Source organism: Amycolatopsis sp. CA-230715, assembly GCF_018736145.1.
Taxonomy (GTDB): Bacteria; Actinomycetota; Actinomycetes; order Mycobacteriales; family Pseudonocardiaceae; genus Amycolatopsis.
In genome coordinates this window covers 4,640,541-4,656,959 of record NZ_CP059997.1, presented here as the reverse complement: position 1 = coordinate 4,656,959, position 16,419 = coordinate 4,640,541, and the positions used below count along the sequence as shown (strand labels likewise).

At 70.8% G+C, this 16,419-nt stretch carries 13 protein-coding genes; 7 read left to right on the top strand and 6 right to left on the bottom strand.

The window, feature by feature from the left end; genetic code table 11:
- Positions 1-10: 10 nt before the first annotated feature.
- On the top strand, positions 11-775 hold the full coding sequence (locus HUW46_RS22235; RefSeq protein ID WP_215549103.1) for a BPL-N domain-containing protein: 765 nt from the start codon (positions 11-13) through the stop codon (positions 773-775).
- 115 nt (positions 776-890) lie between these two features.
- Here the strand turns inward: HUW46_RS22235 and HUW46_RS22230 are convergent, their stop codons facing one another.
- Positions 891-1,799: a dihydrodipicolinate synthase family protein gene (locus HUW46_RS22230; protein WP_215549102.1), complete on the bottom strand. Its 909-nt coding sequence runs from the start codon at positions 1,797-1,799 to the stop codon at positions 891-893.
- Between the two features lie 104 nt (positions 1,800-1,903).
- Here HUW46_RS22230 and HUW46_RS22225 point away from each other — a divergent pair, with 104 nt between their 5' ends.
- From HUW46_RS22225 to HUW46_RS22205, 5 genes are all read left to right on the top strand, one after another.
- A complete protein-coding gene (locus tag HUW46_RS22225; RefSeq protein WP_215549101.1) occupies positions 1,904-3,211 on the top strand; it encodes an aminotransferase class I/II-fold pyridoxal phosphate-dependent enzyme in 1,308 nt (435 codons plus the stop codon).
- Between the two features lie 119 nt (positions 3,212-3,330).
- The gene (locus HUW46_RS49060) at positions 3,331-3,759 is read left to right on the top strand and encodes a DddA-like double-stranded DNA deaminase toxin (RefSeq protein WP_215550036.1); all 429 of its coding nucleotides are present in this window, start codon (positions 3,331-3,333) and stop codon (positions 3,757-3,759) included.
- Positions 3,701-4,171 carry an Imm1 family immunity protein gene (locus HUW46_RS22215; RefSeq protein ID WP_215549100.1) on the top strand — a complete coding sequence of 157 codons (471 nt, stop codon included), beginning with the start codon at positions 3,701-3,703 and terminating at the stop codon, positions 4,169-4,171. Before HUW46_RS49060 ends, HUW46_RS22215 begins: the two co-directional genes overlap by 59 nt.
- Before the next feature lie 245 nt (positions 4,172-4,416).
- The gene (locus tag HUW46_RS22210) at positions 4,417-5,646 is read left to right on the top strand and encodes a cytochrome P450 (protein WP_215549099.1); all 1,230 of its coding nucleotides are present in this window, start codon (positions 4,417-4,419) and stop codon (positions 5,644-5,646) included.
- Positions 5,647-5,689: 43 nt separating this feature from the next.
- On the top strand, positions 5,690-6,187 hold the full coding sequence (locus HUW46_RS22205; RefSeq protein WP_215549098.1) for a GNAT family N-acetyltransferase: 498 nt from the start codon (positions 5,690-5,692) through the stop codon (positions 6,185-6,187).
- A 51-nt stretch (positions 6,188-6,238) separates the two neighbouring features.
- Here HUW46_RS22205 and HUW46_RS22200 read toward each other — a convergent pair whose 3' ends face one another.
- The 5 genes from HUW46_RS22200 to HUW46_RS22180 all read right to left on the bottom strand — a co-directional run bounded on the left by HUW46_RS22200 (position 6,239) and on the right by HUW46_RS22180 (position 13,892).
- Positions 6,239-6,622, bottom strand: a complete 384-nt coding sequence (locus HUW46_RS22200) for a VOC family protein (RefSeq protein ID WP_215549097.1) — start codon at positions 6,620-6,622, stop codon at positions 6,239-6,241.
- 88 nt (positions 6,623-6,710) lie between these two features.
- A complete protein-coding gene (gene rph, locus HUW46_RS22195) occupies positions 6,711-9,317 on the bottom strand; it encodes a rifamycin-inactivating phosphotransferase (protein WP_215549096.1) in 2,607 nt (868 codons plus the stop codon).
- A gap of 144 nt (positions 9,318-9,461) precedes the next feature.
- Positions 9,462-11,510, bottom strand: coding sequence for an AAA family ATPase (locus HUW46_RS22190; RefSeq protein WP_215549095.1), 2,049 nt, complete (start codon positions 11,508-11,510; stop codon positions 9,462-9,464).
- A 172-nt stretch (positions 11,511-11,682) separates the two neighbouring features.
- Entirely contained in the window at positions 11,683-13,653 is a 1,971-nt protein-coding gene (locus HUW46_RS22185; protein WP_215549094.1) for a penicillin acylase family protein, read from the bottom strand.
- A 17-nt stretch (positions 13,654-13,670) separates the two neighbouring features.
- Entirely contained in the window at positions 13,671-13,892 is a 222-nt protein-coding gene (locus HUW46_RS22180) for a hypothetical protein (protein WP_215549093.1), read from the bottom strand.
- A 261-nt stretch (positions 13,893-14,153) separates the two neighbouring features.
- Between HUW46_RS22180 and HUW46_RS22175 the strand changes: the two genes are divergently transcribed.
- Entirely contained in the window at positions 14,154-16,415 is a 2,262-nt protein-coding gene (locus HUW46_RS22175; protein WP_215549092.1) for an ATP-binding protein, read from the top strand.
- Positions 16,416-16,419 lie beyond the last annotated feature (4 nt).

Sequence of the window (16,419 nt, the reverse complement as noted above, 5' to 3'; positions counted from 1 at the left end):
GGAGGAGACTATGGGCACTCGTCCGACCACTGTGGACCGGCGCAGGCTGCTCTTCGGCGTGCTCCCGGCCGCCGCCCTGCTGGCCGCCGGGTGCGGCCGATCGGAGGCAGGCGAGCGAAATCCCGTCGCACTGGTCTACAACGGACCGCAGGGCTGCACCGACTGCGCGCCGTCGGTGGCTGCCCTGCTGCGCCAGGCACCCCGGCCGTTCGAGGTCCGGTTCGTGGGCCCCGGCGATCTGACGGCCGCGACGCTGGCCGAGGCCGATCTTTATGTCCAACCCGGTGGCGGGGCCGACCTCGAATCCGCCTGGCGGCAACTGAGCGGCTCCGCCGAGGTGATCCGCGATTGGGTCCGTGAGGGCGGCAGCTACCTCGGGCTCTGCTTCGGCGCCTACCTGGCCGGGCGCGAGCCCGGTTTCGACCTGCTGCCGGGGGATACCAAGGGGTACGCGGGCTCTCCTGGCTCTTCGGTGCCCGACGAGCGCGACACCGTGGTGGCGGTGGACTGGCGGGGCGAGCGGCGGCACATGTACTTCCAGGACGGCCCCGCGTTCGTGCTCGACAAGGGCGCCGACGCCGACGTTTTGGCCACCTACGACACCGGCGCGCCCGCTGTCGTCGTCGCGCGGTACGGCAAGGGCAGGGTCGGGGTGAGCGGGCCGCACCCGGAGGCGGACAGCGCCTGGTACGAGGAAAAGGAGCTGACCAATCCCGACGGCGTCCGCTTCGACCTCGCCCACGAGCTGATCGACGCGACCACCGGGCGGCGGTGAGCGTCCCCGGAAGACGCCCTTACCGTCGGCCGGTGCGCCCGCGGACGATCACGGCCGCACTCGGACTGGCGGTCGCGGCGGGTCTATTTCTTCCTCGTGCCGTATTTCCGGCTCGTCACCGCGGCGCGGCGTACTCGACAGCGCGGAGCGCCTCGTCGAGCCGGGTAGCCGCTTCGCCGGTGAGTGACCGCAGCGGGCGGGGCAGGTTCGGTGCCGGGGCGAGGCCGGTGCGCTCCGCGATCGTGGCGACGACGCGCACACTTCCGTAGCGGGCGAACAGGTCCCAGAGCGGCGTGAGCCGTTCGGAGCGGCGGCGGGCTTCGGTGGCGTCGCCCCGCTGCGCGGCGCGCGCGATGGCGAGGCACGGTTCGGGCCAGAGCCCGGCCAGCACGCTGAACCAGAGGTCGCAGCCCGCGAGCAGGCCGCCGGCCGCGGCGGAATCCCCGCTCACGCCGATCGCGACGTGGTCGGGAATCCGCTGTCGAAGGGCCCGCACGCGTTCCCGCGCCGCCAGCGGTTCCGCCGGGGTCGCGGGGATCTTGACCGCGGCCACGTTCGGCAGCTCGGCAATCCGGCCGTGCAGTTCCTCGGTGAAGGAAAAGTGCGTGGTGCCGGGATTGTCGTACACGCAGAGCGGAACGGAGAGTTCGGCGGCGACCTCCGCGTAGAGGCGGTACACCTCGTCTTCGGTGAGCTGCTGGTACGACATCGGCGGCAGCAGCACCGCGCTCGCCCCCGCGTTCTGGGCGTTTTCGGCGTTGCTCAGCACATCCGCGGTGGACAGCGCCCCGATGCCGATGATCACCGGGGTGCCGTCGGCGGCTCGCACGGCCAAGTCCGCCACCCGCGCGCGTTCGCCGACGGACAGGTAGGCGTAGCTGCCGGTCGACCCGAGCGCGCCGATCGAGTCCACTTCGGACTGATGCAACCTGGCGACCAGTCCGGTGAACGCTTCCTCGTCGACCCCGTCTTCGGTGACCGGGGTGAGCGGAAACGCGCTGAGGCCGGTGAAAAGGGCGGTCATCCGTGCTCCTGTTCCGCGCGGGCGCCCCCGCGACTCCTTGACTTTGTCACGTGACAAACACCGTACGGGGCGGGCGCGGCAATGTCACGTGCCATACTTGGCCGGTGCCGGACCAGCCGATCACGGGGACGACCGCGGGGGAGATCTCCGCGAGCGTGCGCGACCTGGTCGGTTCCGGCGGGCTCCGGCCAGGCGATCCGGTTCCGCCGATCCGGGAGCTGGCCGCGGAACTCGGAGTGCACCGCAACACCGTCGCCGCGGCCTACCGGCTGCTCGCCGCCGCGGGCGTCGCCGAAACCCGCGGCAGGCACGGCACGGTGATCACCTCCCCTTCCCCGCTGGCAGGCGAAGCGGCCGCGAACGCCGGGCTGGTGGACCTCTCCAGCGGGAACCCCGATCCGGCGCTGCTGCCCGATGTCGACGCGGCGCTGTCCCGGCTCGGGTACCGGATGCGGATGTACGGCAGCGAAGCGGTCGAACCCCGCCTGGCGCGCTGGATGCGTGCCTCCTGCGCGCCGCAGCTCGACGTCCCGTTCGAGGTGTCGGTGACGCACGGCGCGGTCGACGCCGTGGAGCGGCTGCTCGTCGCCAATCTGACCAGGGGCGACCTCGTCGCGGTGGAGGACCCCTGCTTCTACGCGAGCGCGGGTACGGTGCGGCTCAACGGTTTCCGGGCCGCACCCGTCCCGGTCGACACCGAGGGCATGCACCCGGCCGCCTTGCGCGCCGCGCTGGACGCGGGCGCGCGGGCGGTGCTCCTCACGCCACGCGCGCACAGCCCCACCGGGGTCAGCCTGACCGCGGAGCGGGCCGCGGAACTCCGGTCCGTGCTGGCGGATCACCCGCAGGTGCTGGTGCTCGAGGACGACCACTTCTCCGCGGTTTCCCGCACCGCCTACCACCGGGCCACGCCGCCGGTGACGCGGCGCTGGGCGCTCGTGCGCTCGGTGGCGAAGTTCCTCGGCCCCGATCTCAGGGTCGCCGTCGTGGCGTCCGATGTGGACACCGCGGACCGGCTCGCCGCCCGGCTGCGCCCCGGCGCGAGCTGGGTCAGCAGGCTGTTGCAGCAGCTCGTGGCGGAACTGCTCGAATCCGACGATGCGGCCGCGGTGTTCGACCGCGCGCGCCGCGGCTACGCCGACCGCGTGGACGCGCTCCGCGCCGAGCTGGCGGAAGCGGGCGTCGAAACCCCGTTCCCCACCGACGGGTTCAACGTCTGGGTGCCGGTACCGGAAGGCCCGGCCGCCACGGTCGGCGCGCTGCGCGAAGCGGGCTGGTCGGTCCGGGACGGCTCGCTGTTCATGCCACCGGGGAGCACGGCGACGCCGGGTCTCCGCGTCACGGCGTCGCGACTGACCCGGCCTCGGGCCAGGGAATTCGCCCGCTGCCTTGCCGCCACCAGGAGTTCGTGATCGCCGCGAGCACCGCGGCGGGGTTCGGGACGGTCGGCGGCGATCTCCCTCGCGCGGTCCCGGTGGGCCGTGTTTCCGCTTCCGCCATAACGAACCGGAATGCGCGATAAGGGTGTCAGATTTCGCTTCACGATCGACTCTTCCTTGAGCCGGAGGATCTCTTTCCAGCCAGGCTTCTTACGATCGGGGCGGATGCGGAATTTGGGGCAACTGACAGCGACCTGGCCAACGTCAGCATATATGCGTCGCATCCTGTCGATGGCCAAACGCGGCAGCTCACCAGCGGACGAGATGCCGACGCCGAAGAAGCTTGGAATCAACTGCAAGCCGCGGGGCTGTCGCCGAGCAGACGACCAGCTGTCACCGATCATGTGGAGATGAAGCTTGCCGCCCGCATGGTGAACCAAGGCACCAAGCACACGGACGTGGTGCTGAACAACCGCCCGTGCACGGGCCGAACTACCGCAAGACCTTCCGGGGAGGAAGCAAGTGGTCGAGCTAGAAATTTGGTACGACCAAGAACCCGAGAACGACCTCGGCCCGGGTGATCCGCCGATCGTGGTGGATACCGCGGCCGAGCTCGACCAATTGCTCGATCGCGTGCTGGAAGAGACCAAGGGCAACCGGTTCGGCCAAATGATCCAGGTGGGCATCAAGGGCATCAGCGGTTATCCCGTACTCGAAGTGGGACTCGGCAAGACGCTCGGCTTCATCACCTACCACGATGAGCATGGTGGAAGCACGAAGGGCGATGCCAGCGTTGACGAGTTGGTCGAGTATGTCTACATGGGCACCGTGTCCGAGGTATCGGCGGACGTTGAGGTGCCGATGACCACCGTGCGCCGCGGGCTGCACGAGTTTCTGGCGACTGGCTCGCGGCCAAGCGTGGTAGAGGATGACGCCGTATGGCCCTCCCGCCGGACATTTTCGCCAGCCTTAATCCCAGTCAGGAGTACTTGACCGCCTCCCGGAATCCGGCGCTCGTCAGAAGAAGTCCGACGGCGTGACCGCCGCCGCTCGCATGAGCGGGACGAGGGGAAGGACGTGGCCGAGCGCAGGTGTCCCACTGAACAGCGGTTCACGGAAGTTTGCGCTCCTGGGCCAATCTTGGTGGCGGAGTGCCAGGTTACGGAGCGTCGGCCTGGCTTCCACAGTGGATCGCGGGCAAGGTGGGAAGCGGAGCCGACCTGGACAGGAGAGCCGTTTTGCCTTCCCCTTCCGACATTCGCGCACTGCCGCTGCCGGACGAGCGGGCCTGCCCGTTCGGGCCCTCGCCCGAAATGGCCGAGTTGCGGCGCCGGTCACCGGTGACGCGGGTGCTGTGCCCGACCGGGATCGAAGCCTGGCTGGTCACCCGGTACGACGACGTCCGCGAAGTGCTCGGCGACCCGGCGCGGTTCAGCTCGCGCAGCGGGATGGCCGGGCACCTGCTCGCCAACCAGCCGCCGGACGCGCCGGTCGAGGAGGGCGATTTCCACCGGATGGACGGTGCGGAGTACCTGCGCTTCCGCCGGGTCATGGGGCCCGCGGTCACCACGGTCAAGCGCACCGAGCTGTTCCGGCCGGTGGTCCAGCGGCGGGTCGACGAGCTGCTGGACGACCTGACCGGCGAAACCGCCGGCCCCGCCGATCTGCACGCGCGGTTCGCCAACCCGCTGACGTCGTCGGTGATCGCCGAGCTGCTGGACATCCCCGAAGCCGATCGATCCGTGTTCGCGAACCTAGCGGAGACCTTGTTCGACGGCACGACGGCGGTCGAAGACCTTGCCACGGTGCAGGTTTCGCTGTTCGGTTACCTGCGCACCCTGGTCGTCGAGCGCATGCGGCACCCTGGCGAGGACGTGATCAGCGTGATGGCGGCGAAGGCGCGCCAAGCAGAGCAGCCCTTCACCGAACTCGAGCTGACGAAGATCGCGGCGGCGCTGCTCGCCGCCGGGTTCGACACGACGGCCCGCGCCATCACCTACGGCGTGCTGGCGCTGCTGAACGATCCCGCGCAGTTCGCGGCGCTGCGCGACGATCCCGCGCTGGCGCCGAACGCGGCCGAGGAGACGTTGCGGCTGCTCGCGATCGGGTCCGGCATGCTCCGGGTCGCGACCGTGGACACCGAGATCGCCGGAACACCGGTCGCGGCGGGTGATTACGTGGTGGCCGCGGCGCAGTCGGCCAACCACGACCCGGCGCGGTTCACCGAACCGGAACGGCTGGACGTCACGCGGCCGCGCGGCCCGCATCTCGCCTTCGGCCACGGCCCGCACCAGTGCCCCGGCCAGCACATCGCGCGGCTCGAACTGACCGCGGTGCTGGCCACGCTGCCGCGCCGCGTCCCGTCGCTGCGGCTGGCGGGGCCGCTGGAAGAAATCGAGTTCCGGAAGGACACCTCGGTGTTCGGGCCGACGCGGCTGCCGGTGACGTGGGACGAGATCCGGCCTTAAACGCTTCGCGAGTGCGCGCCGACCGGCGGTAGCCTCGGGTCTCATGAGCTGGCTGCCGGACGACTTCGTCCACCCCGTCCACGTCCCCGTGCCTGACACCGCGTTTCACCTGCGGCCGATCCGGGAGGCGGACACCGCGCTCGACTACCCCGCCGTGATGGGCTCCCGAAAACGCTTGTGGGAGATCTTCGGTCCCGCCTGGGCTTGGCCCAAGGAGACGATGACCTATGAAGAGGACCGCATCGACTTGCTACGGCACGAGAAGGAGATAGCCGCGCACCAGTCGTTCAACTACGCGCTGCTGGACGAGGAGGAGACGGCGATCATCGGCTGCGTCTACATCGACCCGCCCGAGCGCACCGGCGCCGACGGCGAGGTCGCGTGGTGGGTGGTGGACGAGTTCGTCGGCGGTGAGGTGGAGCGCGCGCTCGACGCGCTGGTGCCGCGGTGGATCGCCGCCGACTGGCCCTTCCGGCAGCCCCGTTTTCTGGGCCGCGACATCACCTGGCAGGACTGGCTCGCGCTGCCGCGCGCCTCATGACACCCTCGGCGTTCGGGCCGACGCGGTTGCCGGTCGCGTAGGATCTGAGAGTCACGAGTGCGCGGCGGCCCGGTCGGATTCACTGCGCAGCACGCAGAATTCGTTGCCCTCGGGGTCGGCGAGGATCGCCCAGCCGGACCCGTCGGGGTTCCGGTGATCGGCGACGAAGGTGGCGCCGAGGCCCAGCAGCCGCTCCACCTCCTGATCCCGCGAGGTCTCGGGGCGCAGGCACAGGTGGATCCGGTTCTTGACCGCCTTGCCCTCGGGCACCTGGTTGAAATGCAGCACCGGGCCCTCGGCCAGCAGCACCTGGGTCTCCCGCTCACCCGGCTTGTCGTCCGGGTGCAGCGGGCGGCCGGTGACCCCGCTCCAGAACTGGGCCAGCGCATAGGCGTCCGCACAGTCGATCGCCACGTTCTGCAGTACCGAAACCATGCGCGCGAGCCTAGCGAACTCCGCCATGGCCGTCCACAGTGGACCAGCACGCGAACAGGGGCATACTTGTCCACTGTGGACTGAGCGGCTACGACAGGATTTCCACGTACCCGGTGGTGCCGTCGACCCGGATCCGCTGCCCGTCCTCGACCAGGCGGGTGGCGTCCGGCACCCCCACGACGGCGGGCAGGCCGTACTCGCGGGCGACGACCGCGCCGTGGGTCATCTGGCCGCCCACCTCCGTCACCAGCCCGGCCGCCGTGACGAACAGGGGCGACCAGCTCGGATCGGTGTAGGCGGTGACCAGGATGTCGCCCGCTTCGAGATCGGCGTCGGCCATGTCCAGGACCACCCTGGCGCGCCCTTCGACGGTTCCGGTGGAGACCGGGAGGCCGAGCAGCGCGCCCTCGGGCGCGTCCTCTCGCCGGTACGACCCGACAAGGGCTTCGCCGTCCGAAGTGAGCACTCGGGGTGGCGTAAGGGTTTCGTACGTCTTGAACGCAGCTTTGCGTTCGCGGATCAGGTCGTGATCCGCCTTCCCGGTGCGCGCGACCTCGTGGAGTTCCTGGAGCCGCAGGAAGAAAATGTCCTCGCGGTCATCGAGCACACCGTCGCGGACGAGCCGCTCGGCTTCTTCCAACAGAGCCCGCTTGTACACGAAGTAGCGGCTGATCATGCCGTACTTCGGGTATTCCCGATAACCGACGTAGGTGCGCAGGCGGTCGATCATCCGCTGGGTTTCGTCGGCTTTCCGCTCGCCGTCCGGCAGCATTCGCAGGCGCGCCAGCACTTCCTGCTCCTTCTTCTCCGCCTCCTCGCGCCCTTCCTCGAAACGCCGTTCGCTCGCGCCCTGTTCGAAGTTGTCGATATTGCCGAGAAGTACGGGCACGAGCGCGGCGGGCTGTTCGCTCCACCGCGGCCGGGTGATGTCGATTTCGCCGACGCACCGCATGCCGTACTTGTCGAGGTAGCCCTCGATCGCGGCACGCGCTTCCGGCCCGCCGTCGAGCCCGGCCAGTTCGTCCAGGAAGTCGTCGCCTTCGACGGTCCGCAGGAAGGCCACCACCTCCGGGTGCGGGCGGATCGCGTCCGCGACGTCCAGGAGCGCGAGCCCCATTTCCGAGGTGACGTTGCCGGGCGCGGACAGCGTGAGCGTGTCCGCGGCGTTTTCCTCGCCGAGCCACGTCCGCAGGTTCTCGTTGAGCCACCACGTGGTGTCCATCGAGGCCATGATCGCCTGGTGGCTCCGCGGATCGAACAGGATCCGCCGCAGCTCTTCGAAGTCCGCCATGATGAAGTCGAACAGCTCGACCCCGGACTTCCCCTGGATGCCGCGTTTCGCCGCGGCGATGGATTCCTCGCCGTTCGCGATCAGCTCGGCCGCGATCGCCGGATCGGTCTCGATCGGTTCCCGCCCCTCACCGGGCAGCTTCATGCTCTGGTCCCCGTCCGGAAGCGACGGGACGAAGTCGCCGCGGTCGAGAACGGTCCGCAGCGCGTCCGCGGTCAGCGGATCGGATGTTTCCGACATCTCCAGGAACTTGTCGCGGCTCGTCGGCGCGCCCAGCATCTTGGTGGCGTCGACGAACAACCTGCCACCCGCTTCCGCCATCGGCCGCGGGGTCGTCAGCTGCCAGACGGAAAGGCCGAGCGGCTTCATCGCGTCGGTCATCATCTGCTGATGGCCGACGGAAAGGTAGACGTGGTTGTCCTCGTCTCCGGTCTCCGGGACGGGGAACAACGTCGTGATCGGGCGACTCTGGACGATCTGGAAGCCGTCGCCCGTCAGGCACCATTCGATGTCCTGCGGGCGGCCGAAATGCGCTTCGATCCGCCTGCCCAGCTCCGCGAGCCGCACCACCTGCGCGTCGGTCAGCGCCTGCCGCTCCCGCAGTTCGGGCTCGATCTCGCGTTCCCGCGTCCCGCCTTCCGGCACGGCGCGGATCGCCAGGTTCTTGGCGGAGATCGTCCTGTCCACGATTTCGCCGTCCCGAACCTGGTAGACGTCCGCGTTCACCAGCCCGGAGACCAATGCCTCGCCGAGGCCGAAACTGGCCTCCACGGTGGTGATCCTCCGGTTCGACGTGACCGGGTCCGCGGTGAACAGGATCCCGGCGACCTCCGAATCGACCATCCGCTGCACGACCACGGCCATGTGGACCTTGTGATGGTCGAAACCGTTGCGCAGGCGGTAGGTCACGGCGCGCTCGGTGCACAGCGAAGCCCAGCACCGGCGGACGTGGCCGAGGATCTCCTTGCGCCCCACCACGTTCAGGTACGTGTCCTGCTGGCCCGCGAACGAGGCGGACGGCAGATCCTCCGCGGTCGCACTGGATCGGACGGCGTAGGCGGCTTCCGCGCCGAGCCTCGCGAGCGGGCGGGTGATCTCCTCGGCCAGGTCGTCGGGGACGGGGGCGCTTTCGATGGCACCGCGGACTTCCGCGCTCAGCGCGCGGATCGCCTCCCGGTCTCCCGGGTCCAGGCGCGCCAGCCCGTCGAGCGCGTCGCCGATCGACGGCGCCTCGGCCAGCACCCGCCGGAACGCCCCGGTCGTCACGCAGTAGCCGTCCGGCACCTGCACGCCGTCGACCCGCGAAAGCTCACCCAGGTTCGCGCCCTTCCCCCCGACCAGTGCGACCAGGCTCCGGTCGATCTCCTGGAAGTCCAGCACCGCACCGCTGTCGTTGTCGCGCATTCGCTACTTCCCACCCCTGTCGTTCCGGCTTCGGCCGGAAGAGTGTGCGGTACGCACCGGGTCTTGCGGCAAGCCCCCTGCCCTGCTATACGTTAAACAGTGGCAGGGAGTATCGCTCCTTGCCATTCGTCGTTTCCGGGGGTTTCAGGCGCCGCGGCTGCGCAGTTCGTCGCACAGCAGGTCCAAACCGGACCGGAGATGCCGCCGGTAGGTGCCGAACGGGAGGCCGAGGCGGTTCGCCGCCGCCTCCTGGGTGGTCGGCCGTTCCAGATAGGTGGCCCGCACCGCGCGCTGCTGGTTCAGCTGGCGCGCGTCGTTCCCGAGCGCGTCCACAGCGGCGAGCACGGCTTCGCGCAGGGCGCCGACGTCGCCGTACACCCCGGCCAGCGGGTTCGCGGCGACGGCGTCCTCGTCGTGCCAGTCGCGCAGCACCTGCTTGACCGCGGTCCCGTGGTCCTCGCGGGACATCGGTGCCGCGGCCGCGCGGGGCGCCGCCTCGCGGACGGTGACCGGGGGCCGGACAGCACCGATCGCGGGCACCACCCGCTCCATGTGCTCCGCGACCGAGATCTCCCGCCAGTCGTGCACGAACATCCCCCAGCCCCCGTCGCCGACCTCCGGCACCAGGCGCAGCAGGAAGAAGTCGAACGCTTCGAGCACCGGGACGAAGGATTCGGCCTGCGGCAACAGCTGGAAGGTCACCATGAGCGCGTGGGGCTGCTGGATCGACTCCATGGAGATGCGCGTGGCGTGCAGGTCCGCGCCGGTCACGTGCCGGTCGGCGGCGGGCGTGGGCACCATGAACCTGGCGACGCCGACGTGCTCCCCGGCGCGGATCGGGGTGGTGCGTTCGAGGTACTCCGTCACCGGGCCGAGCGCGGGATCGTCGTGCCGGCCTTCGGTTTCCGGGCGCAGGCGCAGCCACGCGAAGAAGGCCACCGGTTCCAGATCGCCCGCCCGGCAGTAGATTGAAAACGCGGTGGGCTGGCGATCGAGCCAGTGAGCGACCAGCCGCGCGTGCTCGTCGTCCCGGTCCTCGCGTGCCAGGCGCAGCACCTTCGCCCGCATTTCCGGCACGTACTCCCGGACGAACAGGGGCTCGATATGCGGTTCCTGCATGGTCGCGTGCGCGGAATTGGCGTAGCGGTTGAGGTACAGCAGTTCCGACACCACCACGGGCGCGGCCTCCCCGGTCGCGGCCTGCGCCCGCGCGCCGAGGTGGCGCCACAGGCGCAGGTGCAGCTCGGCGTAGGCGGTGGGGTCGCGCCACTGGAAGGAAGAGTCCAGCACGTCGCGGACCAGTTCGTGCGCGACCAGCCCGTGCGGGCCCGGCTCCACGTACGGCAGGCCGCGGAGCCAGTCGAACACGGCGAGCGCGTCCTGCTCGTCCAGCCCGGTGCGCAGCAGGTCGACGGTGACGTGGCGCGCGTGCCCGCACACCCGCAGGCCGTACTCGTGCGCGGCCGAGGGCACCCGGTCGATCAACCGGGTCAGCAGGGTCTCGACGACGTGCGGGCCGGGCTCCCACTCGGTTTCGTCGACCGAGGTGTCCGTGCTCGCGGTCTCGGCGGCGAGGCACAGCGCAAGCGGGTGCCCGCCGGCGAACTCGGTCACCTTCGACCGCAGCGCGCTCGACACCCCGCGATCGGCCAGCAGCGCGTCCGCGTCCGCCGAGGACAGCGGTTCCAGCGCGATCGCCCGCACGAGGTGCCGCCAGCCGGGGTCCAGCGTCCACTGCGGCTCCGGGCGGCGCCGACCGGCCACGACGACGACCGCGTCCTCGGGCACCGTGGGCAGGAAGTCCTCGCGCAGCCACGTCTCCAGCGCCTGGCAGTGCTCGAACCCGTCGACCAGCAGCACCGGCCGGTCCATCGCGCGCACCGCGCCCGCGTGCTGCTCGAACGCGGCCGCGGAGGCGAGCACGTATTCGCCGTCCACCCGCACCACGGTGCGCCCGAGCTCCTCGGCGTCGTCGGCCATCCGCCGCAGCAACGCCGACTTCCCGATCCCGCCGGGGCCGTGCACCAGCAGCACACGAGCGGCGTCGTGGTCACCGCGCAGCGCCGCGGCGAAGATCCGGCGCTGGTCACCGCGCCCGACGAACCCTTCGTGGCGGAAGTCCCGGAGGCGGTCGGCCATCGAACGCCGCGGCCGCGCCGCGCCGACGGGCAGCCTGCGGACCACCTCGTTCACCCCGCGTCACCTCCACCTGGCCGTCGCCGCACATCCAGAAGGGTAGTCGGCTGCCCCGAGCGCCCAGTTCCCGTCAAGGCCGCGCGCGAACATCTTCCCGAATGTATCCCGTCCGCTGTCGTAAAAGACTCTCGAGTGGACGGTTCGGCGGGTGGCAGGCGATGTGCGGCTTTCAGCGGTGCATGGCGTCGAGGTGCGGTTCCGGGGTGCTGCTCCACCGGGAGACGCGGAGCTGGTCGTCGGCCCAGAGCTCGTACTGCGATTCGGACGGCGGCGCACCGGGTTCGGTCGTGTTCCCGTAGACGAGCAGGCTGTCCGCCGTGGTCCGGCCGTCCGCGCCGAACCGCACGAGCGAGATCCAGGTGTCGCCGAGCAGCACGTCGGTCCCGCGGCCGGCGAGGGTGAGTTCGAACGACTTCAGGATGCCGAGCGCGCCCGATCCGCCGTCCGTGGGGATCGCGCCGTCGAGCAGGTGGATTTCGCCGATGGGCACGTCCAGCGGCAGGCCGAAGCCGGTCAGCGTCTCGACGGCGACGCGCAACTGGGGCAGGGTCGCCGCCGCGTCGGCGAGGCCGCTCGGGACGGCGCCGGGCTCGGCGGCCGGGGTGAACAAGGACCAGTCCGCCAGCGCGGGGCCGTTGAGCAGCGCCCACAGCCAGAACAGCACGTAGCCGCGGCTGTCGTGATGGGCACGACGGTCCCATGTGGACAGCACGTATACGGCGGCGCGGAGGTCGTCGTGGGCCGAGGCCGCGCGGCAGAGGTCGTCCAGTGCGATATCGGCCAGCAGCGCGCGCTTGCCGAACTTCAACCCGAGCAGGTCCCGCGGGCTGATCGTGTCGCGTTCCGCGAGCCAGCCGCGGGAAACCAGCGAGCGGAGCTCCCCGACCTGCCACGGGCCGGGGGCGATCGCGGGCGGGTAGTCGTCCTGCGGGAGCGGGGGAACCGTGTAGTGCCAAGGGGTTTCGTTGCAGTTCTGCACCCACCCGCACGCCGGGTCGACCACGCGCGGCATCGCGCTCGCCGGGTGGACCTCGTCCCAGAGGTACCGGGGGTCGTCACCGGGCACCCGGCGGCGGCTGTCGTCGAACGTGCCCGCCGCGCGCACCGGGGGCGTCCCGCAGTACCTCGCCGCGATCGAGCCGCGCGCGTCGGCGGCGACCAGGTTGAACATCGGCAGCGGCAGCTCGTCTCCGATGGCGACGAGTTCGTCGACGCCGCTCGCCGACGACATCCGCCACCACCCCTCCAGCGCGGCGGTCGCCGGGTGGTGCAGGACCCCGGCGACGCGCACCGCGACGTCGGCGCCGTCGGGCGCGGTCACGATCGGGCCGTGCACGCTTCGCCGCTCCAGCACCGTGATCGCGTCTTCGCCGAGCACCTCGATCTCGTGCTCGACCGTCCACACGGGACGGTGTTGCCCGTCGAAGAGGTAGCGGCCGTCGCGGACGGGCACGTCGTACACCGACCGGTTCGGGATGGGGCTCATGGTGTGCCCCCACCCCGCGTCCGGGTTGTACCCCATGCTCTGCCACGGCAGTCCCAGCAGTGCGACCCCGTGGAAGTCGCGGCCGGGGGAGATCGCCCGCACCTCGAACCACCGCTGGTCGCCCGTCCACATCAGGTGCGGGTTGATCACGAGCAGCGCGTTGCCCGTCGACGACCGCTTCCCGGACACCGCCCACCCGTTGGACCCGGCCTTCTCCGCGAACGCGGTGGGCGAGAAGGCGAGGCCGCCGGGGTCGGCGGTGGAGAACGTGGTGAACAGCCGCACGGTCCTGGCGAGCACGTCCCGCGGCGTCACCGGCAGCGCCTGCCGCCGGTTCGTGCCGCGGGACTCGTCGTCGGCGCACGCTTCGTTGAAGCCGTCGCAAAAGGCGGCGATCCTGGCCAGTGTCTCCGGCGCCTGCGCGCGGAACCACTCGTCGGTCAGCTCCGCCAGCCCCAGTTCGGCGGCGAACACGTCCTCCCCCACGAACCGCGGCCCCCACAGCGCCGCGGCCGTGCCCCTGGCGATCCCGTAGCTCTCCAGCACCTGCGTCGCGTTCGTCATGGCCTGCGCGTAACCGACGCCGAAGGTCACCTCGAACTCGTCGTCACCGGTGACGGTGGGCACGGCCCAGCGGTCCCAGGAGATCCGCATTCGTCAGCGCCGCTTCATCAGCGCGACCACCACAGCTCGTAGACGCCGACCGGGTTCCAGCGGCACTCGTGCGGCTGGTCGATCGGGGTGTTGCCGACGAGATCGCGGTAACCCGCCTCGCACGAGTCGTAGCTGGGGTAGTGGTGGCCGGAGTAGTGCAGATCGGAAGCCGAGGCGGAGGTCGCGGTGGCCAGGAGCACGCCGAACCCGATAACCGTCCCTGCCAGGATTTTGCGCATGATTTCCTTCCTCGCGGTGCCGAAGGGTCGCTACCGGGCCAGTCTTCACCCGGGCCGGGGCGCCAACCAGGGAACAGGCCGCACCCCTGCCCGAACAACCACCCTTGCTGGCTCTTCGTACTGCTTCCGGTAACGGAGCTTGCGAGCCAGCCCATTGTCCACAATGGATCTCCGGCAGGCGCTCCACTTGCGGGGCCCCGGCCGTCCGCGTACCGTCCTGGAGCCCTCGCCACCTGCTCAGACCCGGGAGTTCGCGCCATTGTGGACGGAACCGCGAGCCACCTGACCACCTACTTCGGCCGCCAGTGGGAGGCCGTGCAAGTCCGGCAGTTGCTGACCGAGTCGAGGCTGGTGACGCTGACCGGGACCGGCGGCGTCGGCAAGACCCGGCTGGCGACGCAGGTGCTGCGGGAGGTCGCGGACGAGTTCGCCGACGGCGCAGTGTTCGTGCCGCTGGGCGAACTGGCCGAACCCGCACTGCTGGCGAACACGGTCGGCGCGGAACTCGGGTTGCGCGAACCCAGCGACCGAACCGTCCTGGGCCATCTCCGCGACCGGCAGCTCCTGCTCGTGCTGGACAACTGCGAGCACCTCGCCACCGCGTGCGCCGAGCTGGTGCGCGCGATCGTCGAGGGCACCGAGAAAGTCGTGGTGCTGGCCACCAGCAGGCGGCCGTTGGAAACCCCCGGCGAGCGGACGATGGCGGTGCCGCCGCTGCCGGTGCCGGACTCCGGCGCCGACCGCTCGCCCGAGCACGCCGCCCGGTACGACGCGGTGCGGTTGTTCGCCGATCGCGCCCGCGCGGTGCTGCCGTCGTTCCGGGTCACCCCGGCCAACTTCGCCGCGGTGGTGCGGGTGACCCGGCAACTGGACGGGGTGCCGCTGGCGATCGAACTGGCCGCCGCCCGGATCAGGGCGCTGTCCCCCGCGCAGATCGCCGACCGGGTGCACCGGCGTCCGGACCGGCTGCTCGCGGTGAAGTCGGCCGGGGTCGCCGAGCGCCACCGGTCGCTGCGGGCCACCATCGACTGGAGCTACGACCTGTGCTCCGCCGCCGAGCAGTTGCTGTGGGCACGCGTGTCCGTGTTCGTCGGGTCGTTCGACCTCGGCGCCGCCGAGCACGTGTGCGCGGGGCACGGGATCGACGCGGCCGGCCTCCTCGAACTACTCGACGGCTTGGTGGAAAAGTCCGTCCTGAACTGGGCCGAGCACGACGGCGTTGTCCGCTACCGGCTGCTGGAAACGCTGCGCGAGTACGGCCTCGAACGGTTGGAAGGCAGCGGCGATCTGACCCGGCTCCAGCAGCGCCACCTGCGGTGGCTCGCCGGGCTGGCCGATTCCTTCGCCGAGGACTGGGTGGGACCTGGCCAGGTGGCCTGGGTTCGCAGGCTGCGCGGCGAGCATCCCAGCCTGCGCGCCGCGATCACGTTCTGCCTCCAGCGGCCCGAGACGGCCAACACCGCGCTGCGGATGATGTGGCAGCTCCGGGATTACTTCGCCGTCCGCGGTTTCGACGCCGAACTCGGCATCTGGATCACCCGCGCGCTCGAAGTGGCGCCCCCGGACGCGCCGGACCGGGTACCCGCCATGGCGGTCAGCGCGATCTTCGCGGTCGTGCACAACGACCAGGACGCCGCGGCCGGCCTGCTCGACCAGGTCGACCGGCTCGCCGAGCGAAGCGGCGACGAACTCGCGGGCGCGTGGGCGGCATGGGCTCGCGTGATCGTCGCGGTCGTCCGGAACGCCGCCGACGGCATCGTCGAAGACGCGAAAACGGCGGCGGCCGTGTTCGACCGGCACGGACTGCGGGGCCCGCGGCTGACGATGCTCGGCTCGGCCGCCTCGGCGACCACCATGTCCGGCGACACCGCCACCGGACTCGCCGAGCTGGCGCGGATCGCGCGGTTCTGCGAGCAGCGGCAGGAGTACTACCAGCGGGGCACGGCGTTGATGCTGCTCGCCCGCGCCAACGCGGTCGCCGGCGATCCGGGCGACGCGGAACGAGCGGCCATCGGCGGGCTGCGGGCCGCCGCGGAACTGGACAACGCGTTCATCGGCTCGCTGTGCCTGGAAACCCTGGCGTGGCTGGCGTCGCTGACCGAGCGGCACGAGCGCGCCGCGGTGCTGCTCGGCGTGACCGAGTCGATCTACTCCGACGAAAGCACGTTGACCAGGCACGGCAAGCTCGACGCGGAATGGCACCGGGCGGGGACCGAGCGGGCGAGGAAGGCACTCGGCGACGCCCCGTTCGAAGCCGCGGTCCGAAAAGGACAGACGCTTCCGCATGCGGCCGCGATCCACTACGCCGTGCACGACGAACTGCCCCCGGAACTCCCCGCAGGCCCGTTGACGGGACGCGAGACGCAGGTCGCCAGGCTCGTCGCGCACGGACTCACCAATCGCGAAATCGCCACCAGGCTGGTCATTTCGATCCGCACGGTGGACACCCACGTCAGCCGGATCCTCGGCAAGCTCGGCCTCACCAACCGCGCCCAGCTCGCGGACTGGGTGGCGCACTCCTGATCCG